At 72.6% G+C, this 25,304-nt stretch carries 17 protein-coding genes; 13 read left to right on the top strand and 4 right to left on the bottom strand.

Going from position 1 to position 25,304, the window contains the following annotated elements; translation table 11 throughout:
- Positions 1-17 precede the first annotated feature (17 nt).
- The gene (locus tag LP52_RS02770; RefSeq protein ID WP_040270469.1) at positions 18-1,361 is read right to left on the bottom strand and encodes an MFS transporter; all 1,344 of its coding nucleotides are present in this window, start codon (positions 1,359-1,361) and stop codon (positions 18-20) included.
- A 1,015-nt stretch (positions 1,362-2,376) separates the two neighbouring features.
- Here LP52_RS02770 and LP52_RS02765 point away from each other — a divergent pair.
- Entirely contained in the window at positions 2,377-3,690 is a 1,314-nt protein-coding gene (locus LP52_RS02765; RefSeq protein ID WP_040270468.1) for a glycoside hydrolase family 30 beta sandwich domain-containing protein, read from the top strand.
- A gap of 123 nt (positions 3,691-3,813) precedes the next feature.
- On the opposite strand, the gene LP52_RS02760 is transcribed toward LP52_RS02765, so the two are convergent.
- Positions 3,814-4,551, bottom strand: a complete 738-nt coding sequence (locus tag LP52_RS02760) for a phosphotransferase family protein (protein WP_040270467.1) — start codon at positions 4,549-4,551, stop codon at positions 3,814-3,816.
- 245 nt (positions 4,552-4,796) lie between these two features.
- Positions 4,797-5,585, bottom strand: a complete 789-nt coding sequence (locus LP52_RS02755; protein ID WP_040270464.1) for a hypothetical protein — start codon at positions 5,583-5,585, stop codon at positions 4,797-4,799.
- Positions 5,586-5,884: 299 nt separating this feature from the next.
- Between LP52_RS02755 and LP52_RS02750 the strand changes: the two genes are divergently transcribed.
- Positions 5,885-6,361, top strand: coding sequence for a nucleoside deaminase (locus LP52_RS02750; protein ID WP_040270462.1), 477 nt, complete (start codon positions 5,885-5,887; stop codon positions 6,359-6,361).
- Positions 6,362-6,562: 201 nt separating this feature from the next.
- On the opposite strand, the gene LP52_RS02745 is transcribed toward LP52_RS02750, so the two are convergent.
- Complete coding sequence (locus LP52_RS02745; RefSeq protein WP_084722820.1) at positions 6,563-8,449, bottom strand: sodium:solute symporter family protein; 1,887 nt, start codon at positions 8,447-8,449, stop codon at positions 6,563-6,565.
- A gap of 156 nt (positions 8,450-8,605) precedes the next feature.
- Here LP52_RS02745 and LP52_RS02740 point away from each other — a divergent pair, with 156 nt between their 5' ends.
- From LP52_RS02740 to LP52_RS25560, 11 genes are all read left to right on the top strand, one after another.
- A complete protein-coding gene (locus tag LP52_RS02740; RefSeq protein WP_202966035.1) occupies positions 8,606-9,259 on the top strand; it encodes a TetR/AcrR family transcriptional regulator in 654 nt (217 codons plus the stop codon).
- 391 nt (positions 9,260-9,650) lie between these two features.
- Entirely contained in the window at positions 9,651-12,347 is a 2,697-nt protein-coding gene (locus tag LP52_RS02735; protein ID WP_040270460.1) for a lantibiotic dehydratase, read from the top strand.
- A complete protein-coding gene (locus tag LP52_RS02730) occupies positions 12,347-13,531 on the top strand; it encodes a lantibiotic dehydratase C-terminal domain-containing protein (protein ID WP_040270458.1) in 1,185 nt (394 codons plus the stop codon). The genes LP52_RS02735 and LP52_RS02730 overlap by 1 nt, the downstream gene beginning before the upstream one ends.
- Complete coding sequence (locus LP52_RS02725) at positions 13,528-15,333, top strand: hypothetical protein (protein ID WP_040270457.1); 1,806 nt, start codon at positions 13,528-13,530, stop codon at positions 15,331-15,333. The genes LP52_RS02730 and LP52_RS02725 overlap by 4 nt, the downstream gene beginning before the upstream one ends.
- Positions 15,330-17,285 (top strand): TOMM precursor leader peptide-binding protein, encoded by a 1,956-nt coding sequence (locus tag LP52_RS02720; protein WP_052809349.1) that lies wholly within the window; start codon positions 15,330-15,332, stop codon positions 17,283-17,285. Before LP52_RS02725 ends, LP52_RS02720 begins: the two co-directional genes overlap by 4 nt.
- 11 nt (positions 17,286-17,296) lie before the next feature.
- Positions 17,297-18,832, top strand: coding sequence for a nitroreductase family protein (locus LP52_RS02715; protein WP_040270455.1), 1,536 nt, complete (start codon positions 17,297-17,299; stop codon positions 18,830-18,832).
- Positions 18,829-20,658, top strand: coding sequence for a thiopeptide-type bacteriocin biosynthesis protein (locus LP52_RS02710; RefSeq protein ID WP_040270454.1), 1,830 nt, complete (start codon positions 18,829-18,831; stop codon positions 20,656-20,658). Before LP52_RS02715 ends, LP52_RS02710 begins: the two co-directional genes overlap by 4 nt.
- Positions 20,655-21,653: an ABC transporter ATP-binding protein gene (locus LP52_RS02705; protein WP_052809348.1), complete on the top strand. Its 999-nt coding sequence runs from the start codon at positions 20,655-20,657 to the stop codon at positions 21,651-21,653. The genes LP52_RS02710 and LP52_RS02705 overlap by 4 nt, the downstream gene beginning before the upstream one ends.
- A gap of 5 nt (positions 21,654-21,658) precedes the next feature.
- Complete coding sequence (locus tag LP52_RS02700) at positions 21,659-22,477, top strand: ABC transporter permease (RefSeq protein WP_040270452.1); 819 nt, start codon at positions 21,659-21,661, stop codon at positions 22,475-22,477.
- Between the two features lie 100 nt (positions 22,478-22,577).
- A complete protein-coding gene (locus tag LP52_RS02695; protein ID WP_040270450.1) occupies positions 22,578-23,327 on the top strand; it encodes a hypothetical protein in 750 nt (249 codons plus the stop codon).
- Positions 23,324-25,285, top strand: a complete 1,962-nt coding sequence (locus LP52_RS25560; RefSeq protein WP_052809347.1) for a hypothetical protein — start codon at positions 23,324-23,326, stop codon at positions 25,283-25,285. Before LP52_RS02695 ends, LP52_RS25560 begins: the two co-directional genes overlap by 4 nt.
- The last annotated feature ends 19 nt before the right edge of the window (positions 25,286-25,304 follow it).

Genomic DNA, 25,304 nt, shown 5'->3' with positions numbered 1-25,304 from the left:
GGGGCCGGGGCGGGGGCTCACTCCTGGTCGGCCGCAGCGGCCTGATGCGCGGGGGAGGGGGCGGTGACCGGGCGCACCAGGAGCAGGAGCGCCGCTGCCGCCACGAAGATCCCGCCGACGACGAAGTAGAGCACCTGCGGCGTCCAGCCGAGGTCCAGCAGCGCCCCGGCGGCGGTGGGCGAGATGATGGCGCCGATCCGGCCGATCCCGATCGCGGTGCCCACGCCGGTCGTGCGCACGCCGGGTCCGTAGACCGTCGGAGCCAGGGCGTAGAGGCCGGCGATGCAGCCGTTGGCGAACAGCCCGATGAACGCGCCCAGCAGGAACGCCACAGCCAGGACCGAGGTCGAGGCGATGAACCCCGCCAGCAGCACGGCGGTGAGCACCATGTAGCTCATCAGCACCGACCGCAGCGTGAACCGGGCCGCCAGCAGGCCCAGGGCGGCGGCGCCCAGGATGCCGCCGACGTTGAGCAGGGTGCCGCCCGTGATGCCCTGGTCGGCCGAGAGCCCGGCCTCGGTCAGCAGCGTCGGCGTCCAGCTGGTGATGAAGTAGAAGCCTGCCATCGCCAGGAAGAACAGCAGCCACAGCAGCAGTGTCGTGCGGCGGTGGTCGGCGGCCAACAGCCGCACGAACCCGGCACCCATGTGGGCGGGGGCGGCCTCGGCCGCGGGCAGCGCCTCCAGCGGTTCCCGCCGCATGCGCCGGGCCAGGGCGTTGACCCGATCCAGCGCCCGAGCCGGACGGCGGGTGGTGAGGAAGTCCAGCGACTCCGGCAGGAGCAGCAGCACCACGGGGATCAGCGCCGCCGTGCACACCCCGCCGAACAGGAACACCGAGCGCCAGCCCAACTGGTCGATGAGCACGACCGCGGCCAGTCCGCCGCCGGTGGCGCCGATGGCATAACCCGTGGAGTTCAGGCTGACCGCCAGCCCACGCCAGCGTGTGGAGGCGTACTCGCTGGCGATGACGTTGCTGCTGGCCAGGATGCCGCCGATGCCGATTCCGGTGATCACCCGCAGCATCCCCAGCTGCAGCATCGACTGGCTGATGCCGGAGAGCAGCATGCCCGCCGCGGCCAGAACCAGGCACAGCAGGATCAACGGGCGGCGGCCGATCCGGTCGGCCCACGGGGCCAGCAGCATCGAACCGGCGGCCATACCGACGAGCCCTGCGCTGAGGAGCAGGCCGAGCTGGGCGCCGGACAGGCCCCATTCGCTCTGCACCGCCTGCCCGGTGAAGGCCATGACCAAGACGTCGAAGCCGTCGAGGACGTTGAGCAGCCAGCACACGGCGATCGCGGTCCACTGAAAGCCCGACATCCGTCCGGTGTCGAGCTCGGCGCGCAGTGACCGGGCCATCAGGCGGCGTCCCGAGTGGGGAGGACGGGGGACCGCTTGCACATGGGAGTACTCCGCATATCGGTGTCGGGGGAAGCGAGGGCCGCAACGTCGCTCGGGCGCCGACCCGGGCGACCCGCGTCTCAGGGGGCGACGTCGCCTCCATGGTGAGGCCCCCGGCGGTCGAGGTAAACCGCCTTTCCGGATCGCGGAAAGCTCTTCGCGTTGCGGGGGCCGGGGACGCATCACCGAGGTCGGGGCTGCGGCGGAGCGCGCGGGGCCGCCCCGGACCATCGAAAGCGCCGGGCTGATGCGCGGCTTGCTGTGCCGGGACGAGAAAACACCGTGAACCTGTTCGACCCCGCCGGAGCCGTCGGCGTCCGCGTCGGCCGAGCGCTTCGGCGACCGGACCCGACGGCGCGGAAGCAGCGCGCCGCCCACGCGGCCGGCCCACGCCCGGGCCGACGTGCCATACGCATGCCGGAGCTCTGCGGAAACATCGGCCGCCGACGGAATGCGCCCCCGTGCCGAGTGCGATGCGCGGAACGGAGTAAATGCCGGCGGCCGAGGCATTTGTGGTCGGCCTGGGAAAACTCCGTCTCCTGGAGATCGGATGGCGTCGGCATTTCCCACTCCGCTGAGTTCGCCCCTTGACCCTTCCAAAGCGCCGTGTTCTACTCATGCAAACATTTGCGGTGAGCCTTGTTCGTCGAATGTCAGCGCCCACAGGGAGGCGTCTCTGGGCCGGTTTCGTTTCCCCGTTCTCATTGCGCTGCACGAACAGGAGGCGGGCTGCTTTCGCCGGCGCCCGTTCCCGTATTCGTGCCCACCGCCGTTTCGACGCGGCTCTGCGGGGAGCCGCGCAGGCCCGGGACCGACTCCGGTCGCCGGTGACGAACCCCGGGCCGCGCCGCACCGGCACCGCCGGCGCGGCCGATACCCGCGCACGCCGCGCCGACACCGAGCACGCCGCGCTCCCACGCGGCCGCCGACGATCGCCGCGGCGCACATCCCCCACGTCGGAAAAGAGGACAACATGACGCTACGCCGGAACGAACCCGCGGCCACCGGGTCGGAATCGCCCACTCGAAGGTCTGTCCTGACGATGATGGGCGCCCTGCCGGTCCTCGCGGCCGCGACGCCGCCCGCGGGAGCGTCCCAAGCGCCGTCCGCAGCGGCGGTCGGCCCTGTGACCGTGGATCCCGCGGCCGAGCGGCAGACGATTCGAGGCTTCGGCGGCATGAACCACACGGCCTGGATCGACGACCTGACACCGGCTCAGAGGGACACGGCGTTCGGCAACGAGGAGGGGCAGTTGGGGTTCTCCGTGCTGAGGATCCCCGTCCACGAGGACCCGGCGGACTGGAGCGGCGAGGTGGCCACGGCCAGGCGAGCGATCGAGCACGGGGCGACCGTCATCGCCTCGCCGTGGAATCCTCCTGACCACATGGTCGAGACCTTCGTGCGCGGCGATCAGACCGACGCCAGACGGCTCCGGTACGACATGTACGGCGCTTATGCACAGCACCTGAACGACTTCTACCGGTTCATGAAGGACAACGGGGTCGATCTGTATGCCCTCTCGGTGCAGAACGAGCCCGATTACGCGCACGGGTGGACGTGGTGGACGCCGGAGGAGATGATCCGGTTCCTGCGGGAGAACGCCGGCTCGATCGGCACCAAGGTCATCGCTCCGGAGTCCTTCCAATATGTGAAGAGCTTCTCGGATCCGATTCTCAACGACCCCGAAGCGCTAGCGAACCTGGACGTATTCGGGGCCCACCTCTACGGGACGCCGTACGAGGACTTCCCCTATCCTCTCTTCGAGGAAAAGGGCGAGGGCGAGGAACTCTGGATGACCGAGGTCTACCATCCCAACAGCAGCGATTCGGCGGACCTGTGGCCCCAAGCGCTGGAGGTGGGGGAACACATGCACCATGCCCTGGTGGATGCGGAGTTCCAGGCGTACGTGTGGTGGTACATCCGGCGCTACTACGGCCCCATGCGCGAGGACGGGCTGATCAGCAAGCGCGGCGCCAACATGGCGCACTTCTCCAAGTTCGTCCGTCCGGGCTACGTGCGGATCGACGTACCCTCCAACCCCCGCCCGAACGTCTACGTCTCCGCGTACAAGGGCGATGACGGCAAGGTCGCCGTTGTCGCCGTCAACACGGGGACCTCGCACGTGGCGCAGCGGTTCACCGTGGAGAACACCGCCGCCTCCCGGGTGTCGTCCTGGCTGACCGACGAGACCAGGAACCTCGAACCCCAGCGCGGATGCACGGTGGCCAACGCCTCCTTCACCGGAAGCCTTCCCGCGGAAAGTGTGACGACCTTCGTGATCGAATAAGTCGAACCGTCGCCGTCCCCCGTCCGACGGTGCTGCGCCACCGCTCACATGCCCGGCACCGTCGGACGGTATCCGCGAGGCGGCCCCAGCGGGGACATGCGTACGTCCCTAGCCGGGAGTCAGTCACAGGCGCGAGACCAACCGGTCCCGGTGCGCCTGCACCCAGTCGTAGGAGAGCCGGACCTCGCCCACGGCGCCGGAGGCGGCCAGGCGTATCAGAACGGGGTCTCCTGCGGCGGCACCGGCCTCGATGCCGCGCCGACATCGGTCCTGCCACCACAGGATCGCGTCCACCACGTCCTGCCGTGGATCGCGCATTCCATAGGCGTCGCAGATCACCCCGAGGCGGCGCGCTGCTTCTCCGACGTCGGACACGCTGGGTCCGAGCCGGAGATACTGCCAGCACACATGCGCGACGTCATGGATTCTGCGTCCGGGGCCGGCCAGGTCCCAGTCGATGAAGGCCACGGGCCGCAACCCCGCCCCCACGCCGCGGTACACGGTGTTCTTCGGCGCGAGGTCGTTGTGGCAGACGACCTCCTCGTTACCGGCCAAGTCCGAACCGGCCGTCAGGTCGTGGAATTCCCGGACCAGTCCCGCCACCCGGACCAGGCACGCATCGGACGCCACCTCGGCCGGTTGCTCAGGTTCCCAGGCGACATGCCCCTCGATATAGCTCAGGCCATCGCGTCCGTGATCGTCCGTCCCCGGAAACCGGGGAGCCCCGTCCCAACCCGCATCCTCGAACAACGCGAAAAGTGCGCGAACGAAGCCGCTACGCGCGGTCGGCGGGCGGTGGACCGAGCGGCCGATGCGGACGATCCCACTCTGCGAACCACCGGGCATCGAGGACTCCGCCATCCTGCCATCGCCTCCGATCGGTAGCGCCTACTTGCAATGACATGCCCGTTCGAGGCCGCCGGCGTCGACGCCGGCGCCGTCCGGGCCGGGGCTCTCCACGCGCACCGTCTACGACCACTCCTCGACGGCGACCGTGCGCCAGGTGATCGACCAGGGGCTCCTTCCGGGACCCGAACTGCACGAGGCCCTGAAGGCCTTCGCGCTGCGAGTGGCGACCGAGGCGTTCCCGTCGTCGGATGGCCACGTCACCTTCCGGCGGCTCGTCTGGCAGTCGGCGGGGGCTTCGGCAGGGCCTCATCCGATTCGTATGCGCGCTGGAGTTCGGTTGCCGAGGCCGCGTCGGTCAGCCGGTACTCGGCGATGATCTCGGGCGCGCCGCCGCCGGCTCGCTCCAGTTCCCGGAAGTCAGCATCGGATTCCCGGAAGTCAGCATCGGAGACCAGGAACCGAGTGGCGGAGGACAGCGACGACGCCATCTGCGAATCGCGCACGAACCCGTCGATGCGCAACTCCCGGATCCCGGTGTCCGTTTTGATCGCGAGCTCGTCACCGGCCTCGAGCTCGAACCTCTGCTGGTAAGCGACCGGGACATAGACCTCGCCTCGGGAAGGCCGCGGAATCGCCCCGGTCTCGTCGATCAGAAAATCGAACTCCTCGTTCTGCGTCACGAAGAGGTTGTCGATCAGACTGTCGGAAAGATCGCCCGACTCGCCCGTCGCCGGACGGTGCCAGGCGATCGCGGCGCCGTCGAATCCGAGCATCTCCTCGACCAGCCACGCGTCGATCTCCGGATGCTCTGAGGCGAAGCGGGTCAGCGCGCCCGGATCGTAGTCGCCCCTGTGCATCTGCAGAAAGTGCGGCGGCTTCGCCTCATCGAAGAGTTGATCGACCGATCCCACCAGGCGCTCCATCACCATGGAACCCGTGGCCATCAAGAATGCGCTGAGAACCAGAACCACCACGAGCGCCACGTTGACGCCCTTGTTCCTGGTGAGATCCCTGTACGCGGACCGGAAATGCAGGGAGTCCTGCATTGCATTGCCTCCCTGATCTCCCGGATCGCTGATCCGATTTTTCGCGTTCTTCGAATGCACTCCCCACGGTAGACAGTTCCGACGGAGCCGTCATCCTTTTCCGGAGCGATCCAGGGAGCGGCCAGGGCGATCCCTGATAACGGGATCGGGGCGACGATGCGCCGGAGCAGGCTTACCGTGGAGCGCAGCAGCCCTGGGAAGTAAGAATCGGGGGACCGTTCCGCTGGTCGGCTGCGGGCCTGATCCGCCCGCCCGCCGCCCCGCACCGCTCCGTCCGAATCCGCGTAAGAGAGGCCGCCATGATCGACGACGCCGACCTGCACCACCTCGACCGGTGCATCGAACTCGCCGCCGAGGCGCTGGAGGCCGGCGACGAGCCGTTCGGGTCCGTCCTTGTGGCGGGCGACGGCACCGTGCTCGGCGAGGACCGCAACCGCGTCGCCGGCGGCGACCGCACCCGGCACCCCGAGTTCGCGCTGGCGCGCTGGTCGGCCGAGCACCTCTCGCCCCCCGAGCGCGCGCAGGCGACCGTCTACACCTCCGGCGAACACTGCCCGATGTGCGCCGCGGCCCACGGGTGGGTCGGTCTGGGGCGCATCGTCTACGCCGCCTCGTCCGAGCAGCTGTCGGCGTGGCTGGCCGACATGGACGTGCCCCCGCCTCCGGTGCGCCCGCTGCCCGTCGGCGAGGTCGCGCCCGGCGTCGCGGTGGAGGGCCCGGTGTCGCACCTGGCCGCGCGGATCGGCGAGCTGCACCGCCGCTACCACCGAACGTGAGCCTGCTGCGCGCTCGCCTGCCCCCGTTGATCTTGTACCTACGGTCACTGTGAGCGATCACATGTGCCCGTAGGTACAAGATCAACGCTGATGCGGGCGATAGCGCGGCGGGTTCACCCCCGGGGCGTCCCGGCGCGCCCCGGGCCGGTGCGCACCGTGACCGCCCCGGGGGCCTTCGTTCCACACTTCATGGCCGGCTCACTATTCGCCGGCGCGCGTCGGCTGGGCGGATTCGCGCACCGCGCTCGTGTCCAGGTCGTGGCTGAGCCAGGTGCGATAGAGGACCGTGTAGAGGAGCGGCGCCACCACCGCGGTCACCGGCCAGATCACGTAGAGGAAGATCGCCGTAGAGGTGGGCAGCCCGCCGAGGGTGCCCCCGCCGCCCAGCGCCGCGTGGGAGACGGCGAACAGCACCACGAGCGCGGCGCCGAAGACCGCGACCTGGCCGACCATGGCCCGCGACCAGAGGTCGCGCCTGTTGAGCGAGCCCATCAGCATGAACACCGTCGTAAGGACGGGGACGGCGTAGTACACCAGGAACCACCGGTCGAGGAGCATTCCGGCGGTCGCGGCCGCGAGGGTGACGAAGGTGGCGGCGACCAGCGAATCGACGCGGCCCGCGCCCATAGTGCGGTCCCCGGCCAGCTCGGCGAATCTCTCCGAGGACTTCCGGGAGGGTGCCGCGACCGATACGGCGGCGAAGAGCAGGATGCCGAGGCAGACGACCGCTCCGCCGGACTGCAGATACGCCGGCAGGGTGATCGTGCCTTCGGCGGTCAGGACGGTCAGCGCCAGGTTCGCGACGATGCCGAAGACGATCGCTGCGGTTGTGGCCGACGCCGTGGCGCGGCGCCAGTAGAGGCCCAGGACCAGTGGTCCGAAGATGGCGGCCGCGAACGCGGCCCAGCCGATGGCGCCGAGGATGAAGACCACCTGGGAGAGGTAGAGCGCGAAGACGAGCGAACACGCGACGACGAGGGCGCTGGCTGTACGTGCCCAGAGGAGCTCCCTGCGGACCCGGATTCCCAGCGCCCCGGTGAGGTCCCGCATCAGAGCCGACGCTCCGACGGCGATGAAGGAGTTGGCGCTGGACATGATCGCGGCGAGCAGTCCGGCGAGCACGAATCCCGCGAACGTCGGAGAGACCATGTTGTCCAGGAACCAGGTGGCGGTGCTGTCGATGTTCTCCAGTTCGGGTGCTCGCCCGTCCATGGTCAGTCCGCGCGTCGCCATCCCGACGCCGAGGGCGAAGAGGGTCGTCACGGCGTAGGCCACCGCCGCGACCACGGCGCCCCACTTCAGTTCGGCGGGCGAACGCAGCATCAGGAACTTGGTGATCAGCTGCGGCTGTGCCGCGGCGCCGAGGACGGCCAGCATCACGAAGCTCCAGATCCACGTCAGCGGCTGGGTCGCGTCGATGCGCAGGAACGAGACGTCCTGGGCGGCGATGGTGTCGAGCATCGAGCCCCAGCCGCCGAGGGTGTTGGCGGCGATGAAGAAGACGCCGACCGACGTGGCCACCATGAGGAGGCCCTGGATGAAGTCGGTCCAGGCGCCGGCGAGCATCCCGCCGACGATCGTGTAGAGGGCGACCACGAGCGAGCCGATCAGGGCGCCGGTGGTCGTCGAGGTGTTGAAGATCAGGGCGACGATCACACCGATCGCGGTCACCTGAGCGGTCATGTAGGCGACGGCTCCGATGAACATGGCCACCGCCATGGCCAGGTGCGCCGAGCGGCCCGGGTAGCGGAGGCGGATCACGTCGGGGATCGAGTAGACGTCGTACTCCTGGGCCAGTCGGTACAGCCGGCTTCCGAGCAGGAACCAGGACAGCGCGAAGGCCAGGGGCACGAAGAGTGCCGCCGCGACGATCGCCTGCAGGCCCCATGCGTAGGTGTTGGCGGTGTGGCCGATCATGCCGAAACCGCTCTGGATGGAGGAGAACGTTCCGACCGCCATCACCAGGAAGCCCAGTGTCTGCCCAGCGACCAGGAAGTCCCTCGAAGACTTCACCTTCGACCTCGCCCAGTAACCGATACCGAGCATGAGCGCGAAGTAGATCAGGATGAACACGATCGCCGAGTCCATGCGCCTCAATCCTCCTTAACCCGATCTCCCCCGTGCCTGTGTCATACTACTCAGTATTATGTGTTGTGGGACACAGGAGTCAACCACTTCGCCAGTGTCGGCACTCTCGGTGGTGAGATGGTGCGGGCTCACCACCGGGCGCGAGGAGGGGGATCGTTGAGCATCAGCGCTCACGACACCGGGGCCGTCGGAAGGACGCCGGAGACCAGGCGACGAATCCTGGACGCGGCCGCAGAAGCCTTCATGCGCCGAGGCTTCGCCAGCACCACGCTCGACGACATCGCCGATCAGGTGGGAGCCACCAAAGGCCTGATCTACTACCACTTCCGGTCCAAGTTCGACGTGTTCCTGGCCGTGTACGAGGAGGGGATGCGCCGAGCCCGGGAGCGCGTCGAGCCTCAGGCGGCGAGCGGCGGGAGCGGGCGCGAGCGACTCACGGCGATGTCCCGCGCCCATCTCCTCAACCTCATGACCGACCTCGCATACCACCACGCGGTCCACCAAGGCGTACGCGCCCAAGACTCCGCGGAGCTGAAGATCCGCCAGCGTGACGCGCTGAGCGCACTCAACGAGCTCAGGCGCGACTACGAGCGCATGTTCCACCGGGTCATGGCCGAGGGAATGGCGGACGGCTCGCTGCGCGAGGTCGAGGGATCGCTGGCCGCCCGGACCCTGCTGAGCAATCTGAACGCCGTCGACGTGTGGTATCGCAAGATCGAAGGCCAGCCTCTCGAAGAGGTCGAGGAACTGGCCGACCGAGTCGTCGACCTGCTCATCGGAGGCTTGGCCGCCTCACCCGGCGACCGGTGAACGGAGCGGACCGCATGCGAGGCCGGAGGCCGGCAGAGGTGAAAGCCCCCACCGCTGCCCGGTAGCCGACGGCTCGGCCGGTCTCGGCCGTGCCGTGCTCGCGGCGGCCGTGAGCGTAATCGGGGTTCCGGTACGGGAATTCCGGCGCCGCCAAGCGAAGAGGCGATCGTACGCCTTTGACGCAATCCTCATACACAACGTGACAACGCGAACACAATCGTTTCACTCAGAAACCGTATACGCACAATGAGTAGCGGAAATGCGGGAAACCCGCAACGGTGTTGCGGGGCTCTCCGATGACGTGCAACGCCGCCTCGAACAAGGATTGAGAACGGCTGATCGCTTGTCGACGAGAGGGCATCACCGTTGAGTTGGAATGAGCGTTAGACGCGTGGCAGACGATTTCTCGGAGCTCCCGGAATTCCACGTCGGCCCGCATCCGCTGCTGCGGGTGAACCTGACCGAGGCGGCGGACCTGTGGTCGCGGCGGGGCCGCGGCGACAGCGGACCGCTGGCCGAGCTGAGCCGGCTGCACCGGCAGCAGGCGGCCGCGGCGCCGCAGCTGTCCGACCTGCTGTACGAGATCGGCGGCGGTGTCGGGCGAGCCGAGCGCCAAGCGGTCGTGCTGCCGCTGCGACGGGCCATCCACAACGGGCGGACGCCCAAGGACCCCGTCGACACCTCCGTCTTCAGCGGCGTTCAGGGAGCCGACGGCATCCGCGACTGGCTGGACCGCCAGACGCGCATCGAGAAGCTGCGCGGCGAACTGCTCTCCGGCTACGAAGAGACGCTGAACGAGGAACGCAGGCAACTCGCCGCCATGCTCGGCGACGCGTACCTGGACCGCTCGCTCGCCGTCTCCAGCGAGTTCCTGCCCGAGGTCGCCCACCGCTACCGCACCGGCGGGTGGGCCCGACCCGGCAAGAAGACGCGCAAAGCCGAAGCCAGCCTGCTGCGCTACGCCATGCGCGCGGCCGCCAAAACCAGCCCTTACAGCCAGTACACCGCCGTGGACTTCCTCACCGAGGACGCCGAGCCGGCCGACGGCCTGCGGATCGACTCCACCGTGCAGATCAACCAGGCCTTCCTGCGGCGGTTGGAGGCGGGGATCGCCCGCCTGCCGGCCGCTCGCGGGGGACTGGTGCTGCACCCCTCCGCCGGCTTGCGGCAGGTGGACGGGCAGCTCATCGCTGTGGGCGACCGCGACCAGCTCGGAGCCGAGGCCGCCGCCATCGCCCAACGCTACGGCGAGGCCCAGATCACCACCCCCGCCAACCCCGCCGTGACGGCGCTGCTGGGCTGGCTGCGGCAATGCCCCGACGAGAGCGCCACATTCGGCGAACTGGCCGCGGTCATCGAGCAGGCGGTGCCGGGTGCCGACGCCGACGCAGCCGCGGCCTTCGTGGAACGCCTGCGCGGCAGCGGCGTCCTCGCGGCCGCGCCGCTGGTCGACGAGCACGTCAGCGACCCGCTGGAGCGGATGTGCGAGCGGCTGGCCGAATGCGATCCCGCGGCACCGGGCGGCGAGGCCGCCGCCGGAGTGCGCGAACACCTCAGCGCGATCGTCGCGGCCCAGCGCGACTTCGCCTCCGCGGAGTCCGAGCGCCGCGTCGCGCTGATCCGCTCCTCCCACCACGACCGCGACCAGGCACTGGCCCTGCTCGGCGACGACGTGGCCGAGCGCCCCGCCCCCCAGCCCCTCTGGTTCGAGGACTGCCGGCTGGCCGCCCCTGTCACGGAGGGGACCGCGGACTTCGCCGCGGTACTGGAGTCCTGCCGCGACCTCATGGGGATTCTGGAGATCTTCGACGAGCAGCACGTGTTCAGCCGGGTCCTCGCCAAGCGCTTCACCGCCCAGTACGGAGTCGGCGGCGAGTGCCCCGACCTGGACGCCCTGGGCGGGCTGTACCTGCCCGCCTACGGTGACGCGCTGCAGATCACCGAGGGGTTCGAGCACGAGCTGATCGAGACCGACCCGGTGATCGGGGAGCTGGTGGCGCTGCGCCGATCGGTGCTTTCCCCACTGGTCGACGGGCTGCGCGAAGCCTCGGCCGCCGGCAGCGCCGCCCCGGTGGAGATCGGCCCCGACGTGCTCGATCGGGTGCGCCGCGAGGCCCCCGAGTGGGTGCGCTCCTACTCGTCCTCCTACAGCGTGTTCCTGCAGCCCCTGGGCGGGCGCCCGGCCGGCGGCGCGGTGCTGAACAAGATCTACAACGGCTGGGGCAACTACCTCTCCCGCTTCCTCACCCACGCTCCCGCCGAGATCGCCGACGCGGTGCGCGAGACGATCCGGGCGCACTTCCCCGGGGGCGACACTGTCGCCGAACTGCGTCCCGTTCAGGGATTCAACGCCAACGTGCACCCGCTGCTGGCCGAAACCGAACTCGACTTCGACCGCCGCGGCGGCTCCGACCGCATCCCCCTGGAGCGGCTCGCCATCCGCCACGACCCCCGAAGCGACCGCGTCCAGCTCACGGACACCGCGACCGGCCGCCGCGTGCACCCGCTCTACCTGGGGTTCCTCATCCCCTACTACCTGCCGTCGCGGCTGGTCCCGCTCACCGCGATCGCCGGAAGCGGATCGGTGATGTTCGAGCCGCAGGTCAGCGCCGACCGCGACCCGGCGATCGCTCGTGACACGGTCCGGCACTATCCGCGGGTGACGTTCGGCGGACTGACGTTGGCCCGCGCCCGCTGGAACGTACCGGCCGACCAGATCCCGCGCGCCCGGCCCGACGAGGGAGCCGCCGACTACTTCGTGCGCCTGAACGAGTGGCGCGCCGCCGTCGGCCTGCCCGACGAGGTCTTTCTGCACCCTCCTGCACCCGAGCTGGACCCCGGCAAGGTCAACGACTACTTCAACTCGTATCTGGGCAACCGCAAGCCCCAATATCTGGCCTTGCTCAGCCGCTTGCACGTGCGCCACCTGGACCGCCTGCTCGTCGAGCAGCCCGGCGCCGAGATCGTCTTCGAGGAGGCGCTTCCCGCCCCCTCCCAGGCGCTGCCGGTGGCCGGCGGCGGCCACACGGCCGAACTCGTCGCCGAGTTCTACCGCCCCGCCCATCCCCCTCGGAAGGACGCCCACTGATGCCGCTGTCACGCGCCAGCCTGGCGGTCGCCTACCACGCACCCGTGAAGCGCGGGTTCGTGCACGCGGTGCTGATCCCGGCCGCGCGCCGCGTGCGCGCCGCGGAGGGGGTCAGCCACGTCCACCTCGCCCGGCACTGGCGGTTCGGACCGCACGTCCAGCTCGTGGCGACCGGCCCCGACCACGGCCGCCTCACCGAGGGACTGCGTGCCGAACAGCCGGTGCTGGAGGCCGACGTCGCCGCCCACCCCTCCACCTACCGGCTGGACCACGAGCACTACCTGGCGCTGTCGGAGCACCTGGGCACGACCGAGCTCGTCCCCCCGCCCTACGAACCGATCTGGCCCGACAACAGCGTCCAACTGTTCGAGGAGCCGCTTTCGCCCGGCCTGATCGAGGACCCCGACGCCCTCGACCTGCGCGACGCATTCTGCGACGCGCTGCTGGAGCCGCTGGCGAGCGTGTTGGAGCGCGAGGCGGGTGATCCGGCACAGCGGCTGGCGGGCGCCAGCGAGTTGATGGTGCTGCTGGCCGCCACCTACCCCGACGCCGGGCTCTCGCACGGCTACCTGTCCTACAAATCCCATCTCGACGACTACATGCAGGACTACGACCGCGACGGTGCCACCCGCGCCGACTTCAGCCGGCGCTACGAGCGGGTCGCCCCGGCGTTCACGAACCTGATCGCCGACCTGGTCGCCACCCCGCAGCGGCCCTGCGGCTACAGCGGCGCGGACCCGGCGCTGGCCCGCTGGTCGGCCCGGTTGTCCCAGCTGTGGGAAAGGGCGGTGGAGCTTGCCGCAACCAAGGCCATCGACCCGCTGCTGCACGAGGGCTACACCCGGCGCGCCGGCGAGATGAACGACCACCTGCGCCGCAAGTGGGAAGTGGGCGACGACCGAGAGTACAGCGAGTTCCACGCGGCACTGCGCCAGTACACCTACGACGACCCGGCGGCCGGACGCGACTTCGCCGCCTACCGGTTCATGGTCAACCTGCTCTACACCCAGCTGCTGGTGGCCGACGTCTCACCGGCGGAGCGGCTGTTCCTGTGCCACGCGGTGAGCGAGGCGGTCCAGGCGACCACCGGCGTCTCCTGGCGCGACGTGCTCAACCCGCGGGACGCCCGGGAAACCGGGGAGACCGCGGCCGGCTCCGCGGCGCGGGAGGTGGCGGCCGAATGAGCGACCCCGGTACCCGCACCCGGCTGCGCCCGTCGGTGCACGTCGCCCCGGTCAGCGACGGTCTGCTGTTCGTCGGCTGGCAGAAGAGCCTGGTCGTCCAGGGCTCGGAGTCGCTGGGCACACTGTGGAAGGCCCTGTTCCCGCACCTGCACCGCGGCGTGGAGGTCGACACCCTGGTCGATGCGCTGCCGCAGAACGCCCGGCCCGCAGCGCGCAAGCTCCTCGACGAGCTGGAGGGCAACGGCTTCCTGCTGGGCGAGGGCGACGGTGCGCCGCACGACGACCGGGAGATGCCCGCGCACCCCCACCACCGCCGCACCCTGGAGTTCCTCGGATCGGCCGCCGCGGACCCCGTCGCGGCGCTGGCCCGGCTGCAGAGCGCGGCCGTGTGCGTGTCGGGCCGGGGCTCCGTGGCCCTGGCCGCCGCCCGCGAACTGCTGCGGCTGGGAGCGCGCCGGGTCGCGCTCGCCGACGAACCGGTCGGCGTCGAACTCGCAGCCATGGCCGAGGAGTACGGGACCGCGGTCACCGCCGGCGCCGGCGAGGACCCCGCGGTGCGGATCGTCGTCGGAAGCCCCGAACCCGGAGCCGGGGACCCCTGGTCGGGTGTCCCCGAGGTCGGCGTGGCCGAACTGGCGGCCGGCGCCGCCGTCAGCCCGCTGCGCACCAGCGCCGACGCCCCGGGCCTGGCCGTGCTGGTGAACCGCCTGGCGGGGCGCGGCGCACCGACCGGTCCCGCGCCGCTGCCCGAAACCGCCGCGCGGCTGGCGGGCGGGCTCGCCGCCCTGCAGGCCTTCTACCACCTCACCGGCGTCTCCACCGAGTACGACGGCATGGCGTATTCGGTCGGCACCGAGCGCCTGCAGGTCACCACCCATCCGCTGTGGCGCCCGGGTGACAGCGTCGCCGAGCCGCCGGCCGACACGCCGCACGTCCCCACCGGGACCGATCGGCTCAACGAGCTGTGCGACGAACGCACGGGGATCTGCGCCCCGGCCCTGCCCGGCGAACTGCCGCAGACCCCCTTCGCGATGGCCGTCTCCGCAGACGCCGGCTCCGCGGCCACCGCGTTCGGCTGGGCGCACACCGGTTCCCTCGCCCGCTACCGCGCCGTGCTGGAAGCCGCGCGCCACCTCGCGGGCGCCGCCCCCGCCCGCTTGTGGCCCCTCCCCGACACGGACGCCGCATCGTCCGCCGCGCGGCCGGCGGACGCGGCGCACGCGGTCAGCGCAGCCGGCACCGACACCGCCGGCATGCTCGCCCACGGAACGCAGCGCCTACTCGCCCGATTCGCCGCCGACCCCGACCAGTGCGCAGCCCGCCTGGTCGAGGAGCAGCCGGCCCAGCGCCCCGCCCGCGCCGCCGCACCGGAGGTCGACGCGGCCTTGGACCGGGCGGTCGTCCTCGGCGGCACCGACCTCACCGCGCGCGTCCTGCGGCCCGCCGCGGCACCCGGCCTGCTCGCCCTCGCCGAGGTCGCCGACGCGAAGAGCGGCCGCGTCCTCGCCTACGCAGCAAGGCCCGAACGCGCGCCGGCCGTCGCCGCGGCTCTGGACCACGCCGTGGCCGTGCTGCAAGCCGGTGAAGAGCACGACGCCGTGGCCCAGGACGCCGAGACGCCCGATCCCGACGGCGCCCCGCCCGCCCCGGCGTTCGCAGCAGCCGAGGCGCTCGCGGCCCTGTGCCGGCCCGGCGAGACCGCGGCCTCCGGTCGCTGGCGCGGGGAACCCGCCCTGGACGCCCTGGGCGTCATCGGCTGGGTGGGCATCGTTCCCGCCGCGGACGAGGGGAGTGCCCGATGACCGCCGAAAACACCGCCGCGCCACCGGTCTCCCGCCTGCTGGGCGAGGGCCTGCTCTACGACGTGCTCCGCGATCGGCTGCCCGGCTTCGGCGGCGAGGACGGCCGCGGCCCGCTGGACGCCGCCGTCGAACCCGGCGAACGCGTGGTCCTGGCCCGGGAAGGCTGGGAGCCCGAGCGCGACCTGGCAGAGCAGACCGCGATCCGCGCACGCGGCGCCCTGCTGCTGCCCGTCCGCGTGATCGGCGACCTCGGCGTCGTCGGCCCCTGGGTGCGCCCCGACCGGCCCGGGTGCCAGGTCTGCGCCGAGCGCCGCCGCCGGCTGTGGCGCAAGCAGGATTTCACCCGTGAGCCGCTGGAAGGCGCACTCCCGGCGCTGCCGCTGCCTACGCCCCACCTGGACCACCTCGCGTCACTGGCCGCCCAGGCGCTGGGCACCGGACTGCTGGGCGAGTACGAACTCTACGTCGCCCGCGGCGACCTGGCGGGCCAGGTGCACCGCGCCAACCCGCTGCCGGGCTGCCCGGGCTGCTGCGACCTGCCCGACGACTCCGCCGAGGCCGCGCGGCTCCACCTGCGCAGCCGTCCCCAGCCCGACCCCGACGCCTTCCGCGCCCGCCCCGAAGGGCTGCCCGGCCCGGCGCTGCGCGAACGCCTGCACGACTGGCGCTACGGCCCGGTCGGTCACATCTTCCGCGCCGACAACTCCGCCGGCGCCCTGGTCAGCGCCGAGCTCGCACTCACAGGCGGCGAATCCGGCGAAGGCGGCTACGGCCGCGCCGCCGCCTACCCCGCGGCCGAGTCCGTCGCCCTGTACGAGGCGGCCGAGCGACTGGCCTCGGCCACCCCGCACGGCAAGCGCACCGTCGTCCACGCCGCGCAGAACGACCTGCCCGAGGCCGTGGACCTGCGTGAACTGGGGCTGCACGACCCCGCCTACTACGACCACCCGCTGTTCGCCTTCCAGCCCTACGACCCCGACCGCGCCACCGAATGGGTGTGGGGCTGGCGGACCGGCGCCCAGCGCCCCGTCCTGGTGCCCGAGCACGTCGCCTACTGGCACGTGGACCGCTGGCGACGCACCACCCGCGGCGCCCGGTTCCTGTTCGAGAGCTCCAACGGCGCCGCGATCGGCTCCAACATCGAGGAAGCGGTCCTGTACGGGCTGCTGGAGGTCATCGAGCGCGACTCCTTCCTGCTGTGCTGGTACACCCGCCGCCCGGCCCGCCGGCTGGACGCCGACGACGAGGTGCCGCAGCTGCGCGGTATGCGCGCCACCCTGCGCAGCCTGGGCTACCGGCTGCACCTGTTCGACATCGCCAGCGAGATCGGAGTCCCCGCGGTGCTGAGCGTGGTCGTGCGCGACGACGACGCCGGCCCGGTGGCCTTCTTCGCCGCCGGCGCCCACTGCGACCCCCGCCGCGCCGCCGCCTCGGCCGCCAGCGAGGCGGTCACCAACGCGGTGGTGCGGGCGCGCACCCCCGACGCCGAGCGCGCGGAGTTCGAGGCCGACGCCCGCGCGCTGCTGGAGGATCCGACCCGCATCCGGACGCTGCGCCAGCACACCGTGCTCTACAACCTTCCCGAGACCCGCTCGTGGTGGTCGTTCCTGGACACCGAGGCGAAGGGCGTCTCGTTGGCCGAGGCCTACGGCGACTGGCGCGCCCGTTGGCGGCGCGAGGACCTCACCGACTCCCTGCGAGAGGTGCTGGGAGCCTGCGGCGCCGCGGGGCTCGACCCGATCGTGGTCGACCAGACCGACCGGTGCACCCCCGACGCCCCCTCCACGGTGAAGGTGATCGTCCCCCAGGCCCTGCCGATGACCTTCGGACACGTGCACCGCCGGACCGAGGGCCTGCGGCGGCTGAGCGAGGTTCCCCAGGCGCTCGGCTACCGCTCGCCCGCGGATCCCGTCCCCGATCTCGCGGCGCTGCCGCCCCACCCGTTCCCGTGAGGAGGCCGGCCATGACCGCACCGACCGGCCGTCCCACCGCGGCCCCCGCACCCGCCTCCGACTGGAGCGACGAGCAACTGCTCGCCTTCGCCGATCTCCAGGCCCGGCCGATGCGCCTGGGCATCTCCACCGAGGGCGACGACCGCGCCCCCGTGCCGGTGCGCCCGCTGCCCGGCCCCGGCGTCCCGCTGCCCGGCGGGCTGCACCGCGACCTGGACGCGGCCGCCGACGACGACGCGGCACGAGCCGCGGCCGCAGTCACGGACACCGGCACCGTCGCCTACCCCCACGGCCGCGCCGCGCCCGACCTGCCGCTGCACCGCCGGGTGCTGGGGGTGCTGGCGGCCAGCGGGATACAGCGCTTCGAAGCGCGCAGCGCCGTGAACCCGCACCGCGGATATCCGGCGGCGCACTGCTTCTACACCGCCCACACCTTCCTGCTGGCCGACCGGGCGGGCTGGCACTTCGACACCGCCGGGCACCGGCTGCGCCCGGTCGCGGCCGCCCCGGAGGGCACGCCCGGCCCGGCCGACGCGGTGACCGCCGCCGGCGGCGCCGTGCTGGCGATCATGTGCCACCCGCGCAGCATCCCCTCCCGCTACCGGGAGCTGCGCTGGGCGCTGGCGCTGTGCGAAGCCGGCCACCTGGCCGAACTGCTGGTCCAATCGGCCCGCGCCTACGGCCTGCCGGTGCGGCTGTGCCGGGACTTCCCCGACCGCGCCGTGGCGGCGGCCGCCGGTGTCGACGCCGGCGAATGGATGCCCGCGTGCCTGGTCGAACTCGGCGCCGCGCGCGCCGAGGACGCGCTGCCGTCCGCCGATCCCGATCCCGATCCCGGCGCGGCGCCGCAGGACCCCGTTCTCGCGGCGGACCGCCGCGCCTGGGGCGCCGCACCTCCGGCCTCCCTCGACCGCACCGCCTGCGATCCCCGTCCCCGTCCAGGTGCCGGTACCGGCAGGAGCTGGGCCCGAGTGGTCTTCGAGCGCTCCTCCGGCCACGGCAACAAGGGCTTCACCGCCAGTCCCGCACCACTTGCCGGCGCCGCCCTCGACGACGCCGCGGCGGCGCTGGCCGACGCCCTGGGCGCCCAGTCCGCGCTCGGCGACGGCGGGATCCGCACCCTGCTGCTGGCCGACCGCATCGCCGAACGCGCACCCGGCCTGTACGAGATCGACCGCGCCGGCCGCGCCCGCCTCCTGGGCGCCGGACCCGGTCTCGCGGCCGTGCAGCGGGCGTTCAGCTACCCGCTGTCGCAGATGTCGGTCACCAGCTGCGCGGCGGCCCTCGTCTTCACCATGGACCAGCATGCCCAGCTCATCCGCCGGGGGCCGCGGCGGCTGCGCACCGCCCAGCTCGACCTGGGCGCGGCGGCGCAGGCGGCCGGGCTCGCGCTGAGCGCGCACGGCGCCTTCCTGCGCCCCGCCCGCAGCTTCGACCCCGATCTGCTCGCCGCCGAGCTGGAGCTGCCCGACGACCAGCTGCCCGGCTACATCGCCCTGCTGGGTACCAGCCGGTTCACCGACCTGTTCTTGGATGTGCGCCCATGACCACAGACCAGCATGCCCGGACCGACGGGGCGGCCGACACGGCGACCGGGGAGGCCGGGGACGCGCGCTCCTCGGCGCCCGGCCGCCGATGGCGCGCCGTGCACGCCTACTGCCACCGCGGCAAGTCGGCCACCGACGAACTGCTGGTACAGGCGGTCGGACCCGCCGTGCGCGATCTGCGCCGGCGCGGCCTCGCGCGCAACTGGTTCTTCATCCGCTACTGGCACGGCGGGCCGCACGTGCGGGTGCGCCTGGGCGGTCCCGACGCGGCTTCACTCGACCAGGCGGCCGCCGAACTGCGCCAACGCCTGTCGGATCACCTCGCGGGCGGCGAGGCCGGCGAGGAGCTGGACCCGGAGACCTTCTACGCCGCGTTCGCGCTGAGCCCCGACGAGATCGGCGAGATGGGCTGGCACGCCGACGGCACCGTCGTCGAAGCGGTCTACGAGCCCGAGACCGAGCGCTACGGCGGCGACGAGGCGATCGGACTGGCCGAGGACCTCTTCGAGGTCTCCAGCTCCCTGGCGCTGGCGGTCATCGCCAACGCGCCGGGCGAGCAGGCCCGCATCGGCACCGCCCTGGACCTGCTGCTGGCCTTCTGCCGCGGACTGTTCGAGCGCACCGCCGACACCGTGCGCTGGCTGCGCGAGTACGCGGTGATGTGGCGCTACCTGGACTCCGTTGTGGCCGAGCGCTCCGCGGCGATGCGCGCCGCCGCCGAGGCGACCTTCACGGCCGACTCCGAGCGGCTGCTCGCCCGGCGCGACCGGGACGCCGCCGGCGAGGGCGGCGCCGCGACCGCGCAGTGGTCCACCGCCGTCGCCCGCACCACCGCCTGGCTGCGCGAACGAGAGGAGCAGCTGACCGGATCGGCCGACGCGGTGATGGTCTCCCAGCTGCACATGCTCGCCAACCGGCTCGGCCTGAGCGCATCCGACGAGGTCTACCTCGCCTGGTTGGCCTCGCTGACGATCGCAGCGCCGGGGGAGCGGTCGGACTATTTCGCCGACGGCGCCGAGGCCCCCGACCGCGCTTACCACGAGCAGTCCAAGTTCCGCCCCACCGTCTTCGCCGAGCAGCGTCCCGCGCCCGGCGCCCCGCTCAAGCGGGGGCTGGAGTTCGCCAGCGGTGACCCGGTCCAGCTCCCCGTACCCGAGGAGCCGGAGCTGGCCCGCCCCCTGCACGAGGTGATCAGCGCCCGCCGCAGCGCCCGCACCGGCATGTCGGGGCGGCTGAGCCAGGCCGACCTCGGTGCGCTGCTGGGCTACGGAGCCGGCTATGTCGGGGGCGAACCCGCCGAGGTGGACGGGCGGCACGTCCTCAGAGGCGTGCGGGCCCATCCCAGCGCCGGCATGTCCTACCCGGCGGTCGTACGCGTCGCCGTCTACGACGTAGCCGGGCTGCGCCCGGCCGTCTACGAGTACCTGCCGGAGAACCACCGGCTGCAGCAGGTCGGCCAGCTCTCCCCGCCGGAGGCGCTGGTGGAAAGCTCGCCGTTCTTCCTCGGCGAGAACCCGCGCATCGACGTGACCGAGGTGCCGGCCGTGCTGTTCCTGGGCGCCGACATCACCGCGATGCGCCGCGGATACGGGCTGCGCGCCCACCGCTTCGCGATGCTCGAAATCGGCCACGTCGCACAGAACACCGTGCTCGTGGCGACCGCCCTGGGGCTGGCGACCGCCCCGGTCGGGGGGTTCTTCGACGACGCGGCCTGCGAGCTGGTGCAGTTCGACGGCTACGACGAGGTCCTGGGCTACATGCTCCCGGTCGGCGGTCGCCCCGCCGGTGCAACGCAGCACAACCACACGGAAGGTGCCAGTCAATGATCCCGCAGACAGAGCAGGAACCGCGGGCGGCCGCGGATCCGGACGGCGGCGACGCGATCACCGTCTCCGGGGTGTCCAAGTCGTTCGGGCCGGTACGCGCGCTGCGCGAGGTGGGCTTCGCGGTGCGCCGCGGTGAGATCTTCGGCCTGCTGGGCCCCAACGGAGCCGGCAAGACCACCCTGCTGGAGATCCTGGAAGGCCACGGCGTGCCCGACCAGGGCTCGGTGCGAGTGCTGGGCATGGACCCGCGCAAGGCCGGGGCCCGGTTGCGCGACCGGCTGGGCATCGTGCCCCAGCAGGCCAGCTTCGAGCTGTACCTGACCGTTCGGGAGCACATCCTGGCCTTCGGCGGCTACTACCGCTCCAGCCTGCCGGTGGACGAGCTGATCGACCTGGTGGGGCTGGGCGAGAAGCGGCGCTCGCTGGTGGGACGGCTCTCCGGCGGCCAGCAGCGCCGGCTCGACCTGGCGCTGGCGCTGGTGGGCGACCCCGACATCATCTTCCTGGACGAGCCCACCACCGGTTTCGACGTCCAAGCCCGCGACCGCGCCTGGAGCGTAGTGGAGGCGCTGCGGGACGCAGGCAAGACGATCGTGCTGACGACGCACAACATGGACGAGGCCCAGCAGCTCGTCGACCGGGTCGCGGTGCTCTACGACGGCTCCCTCGCCGCCATCGGCACTCCCGCCGAACTGCTCGCCGACCAGGCCAGCCGGATCGGTTTCCGCGCGGACGACACCGCCCCCGGCGACCTGCCCGCCCCGCTGGCCGACGCGGCGCGACTGGAGGACGGACGGATCGCGCTGGTGGTCGAGGACGCCGCCGAAGCGCTGCACGAGCTGACCGGCTGGGCGCGCGCGAACGGCCGGGCGCTGCCCGACCTGCAGGTCAGCCGGCCCGACGTCGAAGACCTCTACCTCTCGATCGTCGGCGCGCAGCAGCCCCGGCGCGAGACCGCCCTGACCACACCGTCCGGCGCACAGACAACGGAGTAGGACCAATGACCGCTGCCTCCATCCGAACGCGGCCCGCGGTGCCCGAAGGGGTGCCCAACCCGAGCCGCAACTGGCTCACGCTGCTCCTGCACGACATGCGCTACGGGCTCATCAGCGGGGCCCGCACGCCCTTCCCGCTGGTGACGGCGCTGTTCCTGCCGCTGTTCTTCAACGTGATGTTCAACCTGCTGCAAAGCGGCGAGACCGTCGGCGGGATCCCCAACGTCAGCGCGACCACGGCCACCATCGTCGTGTTCGTGGTGACCACGTCCGGCTACTTCAACATGGCCATCGGCATCACCGTGGCGCGCGAAAAGGGCGTGCTCAAGCGTGTGCGCCAGACACCCATGCCCAAGACGCTGCACCTGATGAGCCGTATCGGGGTCACCACGACGATGGCCGCCGCGTCGGTGCTGCTGATGATCGCGATCTCGATGGCGGCATTCGGCCTGGAGATCCGTCCGCTCGCGGTGCCCGGCCTGCTCCTGTCCTTCTTCGTCTGCTGCTTCACGTCGGCGGCACTGGGCATGGGGCTGAGCCGGTTCATCCCCACGCTCGAGGGCGGCGTGGTGATCGGCACCGCGACCCTGTTCCCGCTGCTGTTCCTCTCCGGCGTGTTCTTCCCGGTCGACCTGCCCGGGCCGCTGCAAACCGTCGTCGACCTGCTGCCGTTCGCGCCGATGGCCGACCTGGTGCGCACCGCCTTCGACCCCGGCGCCACCGGGCTCGCGGTGGACCTGCAGGCTCTGGCGGTCGTGACGGCCTGGGGCGCGGCCGGCCTGCTGTTCACGCTGAAGCTGCTGCGCTGGGAACCCCGCCGCTGACGCGTCCCGCACCGATAGCCGCAGCGGGTCCCGGCCCGCCGCAGCCCCCGACCCGCCGATCCACTGCGATCGGCGGGGCCGCAGAGAGAGGAGGAGCCCCATGGAGATGATCGCGGCGTTGCCGACAGCGGCGGGCGCGGCCACGCAGTGGGTGCTCGCGCCCTTCGCGCGGCTGGGCGAGCCGTGGCTCGGCGGCGCCTCGTGGGGGCTCGCCGTGCTGCTGGTGGGCACGGCCTGGCGGCTGCCGCTATGGCCGCTGCTGGTGCGCTCGGCCGCTGCGGGGATCGTCCGCACCCGGCTGCTCGCGGCGAACGCCGCCGAGCACGAGCCGCTCGGACGCAAGGACGCGGCGGCCCGCGCCGAGTGGGAGTTGCGCGAGCGCGGCCTTCGTCGGCCCGCCGAGGCCGCCGTCGGCCGCGCCGCCGCGCTGCTGCAGGTCGCCGCCGTGCTGGTCATCGTCGTGTGGAGCCGCACCGGTGAAGCCGCCGGCGCGGCCGCGTTCGCCGGGCTGGACAGCCTGGCGGCGCCGCCGGTCGCCTCGGGCCCGGGCGGCGTGGCCTGGGCACTGCTGCTGTGCGCGGCGGCCACGGCCACCGGGATCGCCGCCGAACGCGCCTCGGGCGTGCGAGACGAGCGGCGGCGCTTCTTCACCACCCGGATCGCACCGCTGATCTTCCTCGGATTGGGCCTGTTCCTGCCGGCGGCCACCGTGGTGGCCTTCGCCGCCGCGATGGTGCTCTCCCTGGCCGCCACACTCGCCGCGACGCGGACTCCGGCGGTGCGCGGCGACGCGGCGGCCGAGGAGCAGGGCCCTCAGCAGGAGCCCGCGGCCGAAGGGGGGATCGCGTGACCCCGAAGACGCGGCCCAGTGTGCGCGCGCTCCGCCTGCGCACCGACACCGACGGACGGATCGGCGCCGCCGCGGACCTCGCGGCCGCCGAGTGCCTGGCCGGCCAGGCCGCCGCCGGCGCGCGGGCGCACCTGCACACCGCGGCCTTCACCGGCCCGCTGGGGGAGTGGGCGCGCGCTTTGCAGCGCGGCGCACCCGACTCGGTCGTACTGGCGGCCGACCGCACCGACGAACGGCTCGCCGCGCTGCTCGCCGAGCGGCTGCACGGTTGCGAGGTCCGCGTGTGCGCTCCGGACGAACTGGCCGGTGCGCTCGCTCGCGCCACCGGCCTGGAGCCCGCCCCCGGCGCCTCCCCCTACGCGACCCGCGTACTCGCCCCCGCCCAGGCCGCCGTCGCCGGTGTGCGGGTACAGCACCCCGCCGACACCCTGGCCGACCTGGAACTGCTTGCCCGCCGCTCGACACGCCCGGCCGAGATCGAACTGCACCCCGGCCCCGCACAGGAGCAGACCGCGGTCGCCGACGAGCGTCTGGCCGCCGGGATCGGTTCCCTCGGCGAGCGGCTGGTACGGGCGGGACTGCGGCTGCGGCCCCGGCTGCGCACCGGTGCGCTGTCCTCCTCAGCTGCCGAGCACCTGGCCGCGGCCGGTATCACGCGAATCCTGCTGACCGCCGAAGCCGGCCCGGGCGAGGAGCGAATCCTGCGGGCGGCGCTGAGCGCGGCGACCGCCGCCGGCCTGCACTGCTCCGTGGAGATCTCCGTCCCCGACACCCCCGACAGCGCCGCCGCGGTGGGCCGGCTGCTGCGGGCCTGCCCCGACGCCCGGGCCGCCCTGCCCGGAGGCGGCCTGGCGGGACTCGCCGCCCGCGGCGCCTTCGGCGGCGTGCCGCCGCACGCCGTTCCGGCCGCCGAACTGCGCCGCCACCGCCGGACCCAGCGCGCGCAGGCCCGCCGGGCCCTCGCCGGCGGGTACCGCGACTCGGCCATCGGCGCCGGGGCGCACGACCTGTGGTGGGAGCACAGCGACCCGGTCGCGGCACACACCGGATGGGTCGCCGACGTGGTCGCCGCGGGCGGTACCGTCCTGGTGCCCCCCGAAGGCGCGCAGACGCCCGTGCACCCCCGGCCGGTGCCCGCCGACGCCGCGGGCCCGGTGCGCGACTACGCCGCCGACGACGGCCGGGGCAGCGGAGTGCTGCTGGTCCGCACGGAGGACGATCGCGACGCCCTGCTCGCCGACGCCGACGCGGCGTGGCACGAGGGCGTGCTCGCCCAGCGGCTGTCCAACCCCGGATCGACGCTCGCCGGACTGTGCCGCCTCGGTCTGGGCGAGTGCCCCGCGGCGCGCGGGCGGCGGCTCTACGTCGACCCCGGCGGCCGGGTGCGCGGCGGCCCGCACGGCCCGGTGCTGGGCAAGGTCGGCGATCCGCTGGAAGCGCTCAGGGCGGCGCTGCGCGAGCACACCGGTCCGGGATGCGCCTGCCTGCCGAGCACGTGGGCGGCACCCCGTCCCCGCCCCTGGCTGGGCCGGGTCGTGGACGCAGCGCGCTCGGCGGCTGCACTGCGCACGGCCGCGGCACGTGGCGAGCACCCGGCGCCCGAGTCCGCGAACCGGGACCTTCCCCAAGCCCCGCCGGCCGTCAGCGGCCTCGGCGGCCCACTCGGCCACACCGCCGCCCCCGCGCCCCGCTGGCCCGACGGCCTGGTGATGCTGCGCGACGGCGGCGCCCACCTGCTGCACCACCGGAGCTCGGGTACCTGGGCCACGCTGCCGACGCCGCTGGCCGCGCTCATCGAGCTGCGCCTGGACCTGGGCGTCGGCGCCGCCGACCACCTGGTCCGCCACCACTCCATGCCGGCGTCCCAGGCGTCGGCGGCCCTGGAGCACGCCGCCGCCGCGCTGGCGCGCGTGACCCGCGGCCCCGATCCCGCCCGCGACGCAGCCCACCACCCGTAGTACGGACGGAGACCATCGA

This window comes from Streptomonospora alba, assembly GCF_000826685.1.
In the GTDB taxonomy this organism is placed as follows: domain Bacteria; phylum Actinomycetota; class Actinomycetes; order Streptosporangiales; family Streptosporangiaceae; genus Streptomonospora; species Streptomonospora alba.
This window is presented reverse-complemented; position numbering and strand designations above follow the sequence as displayed.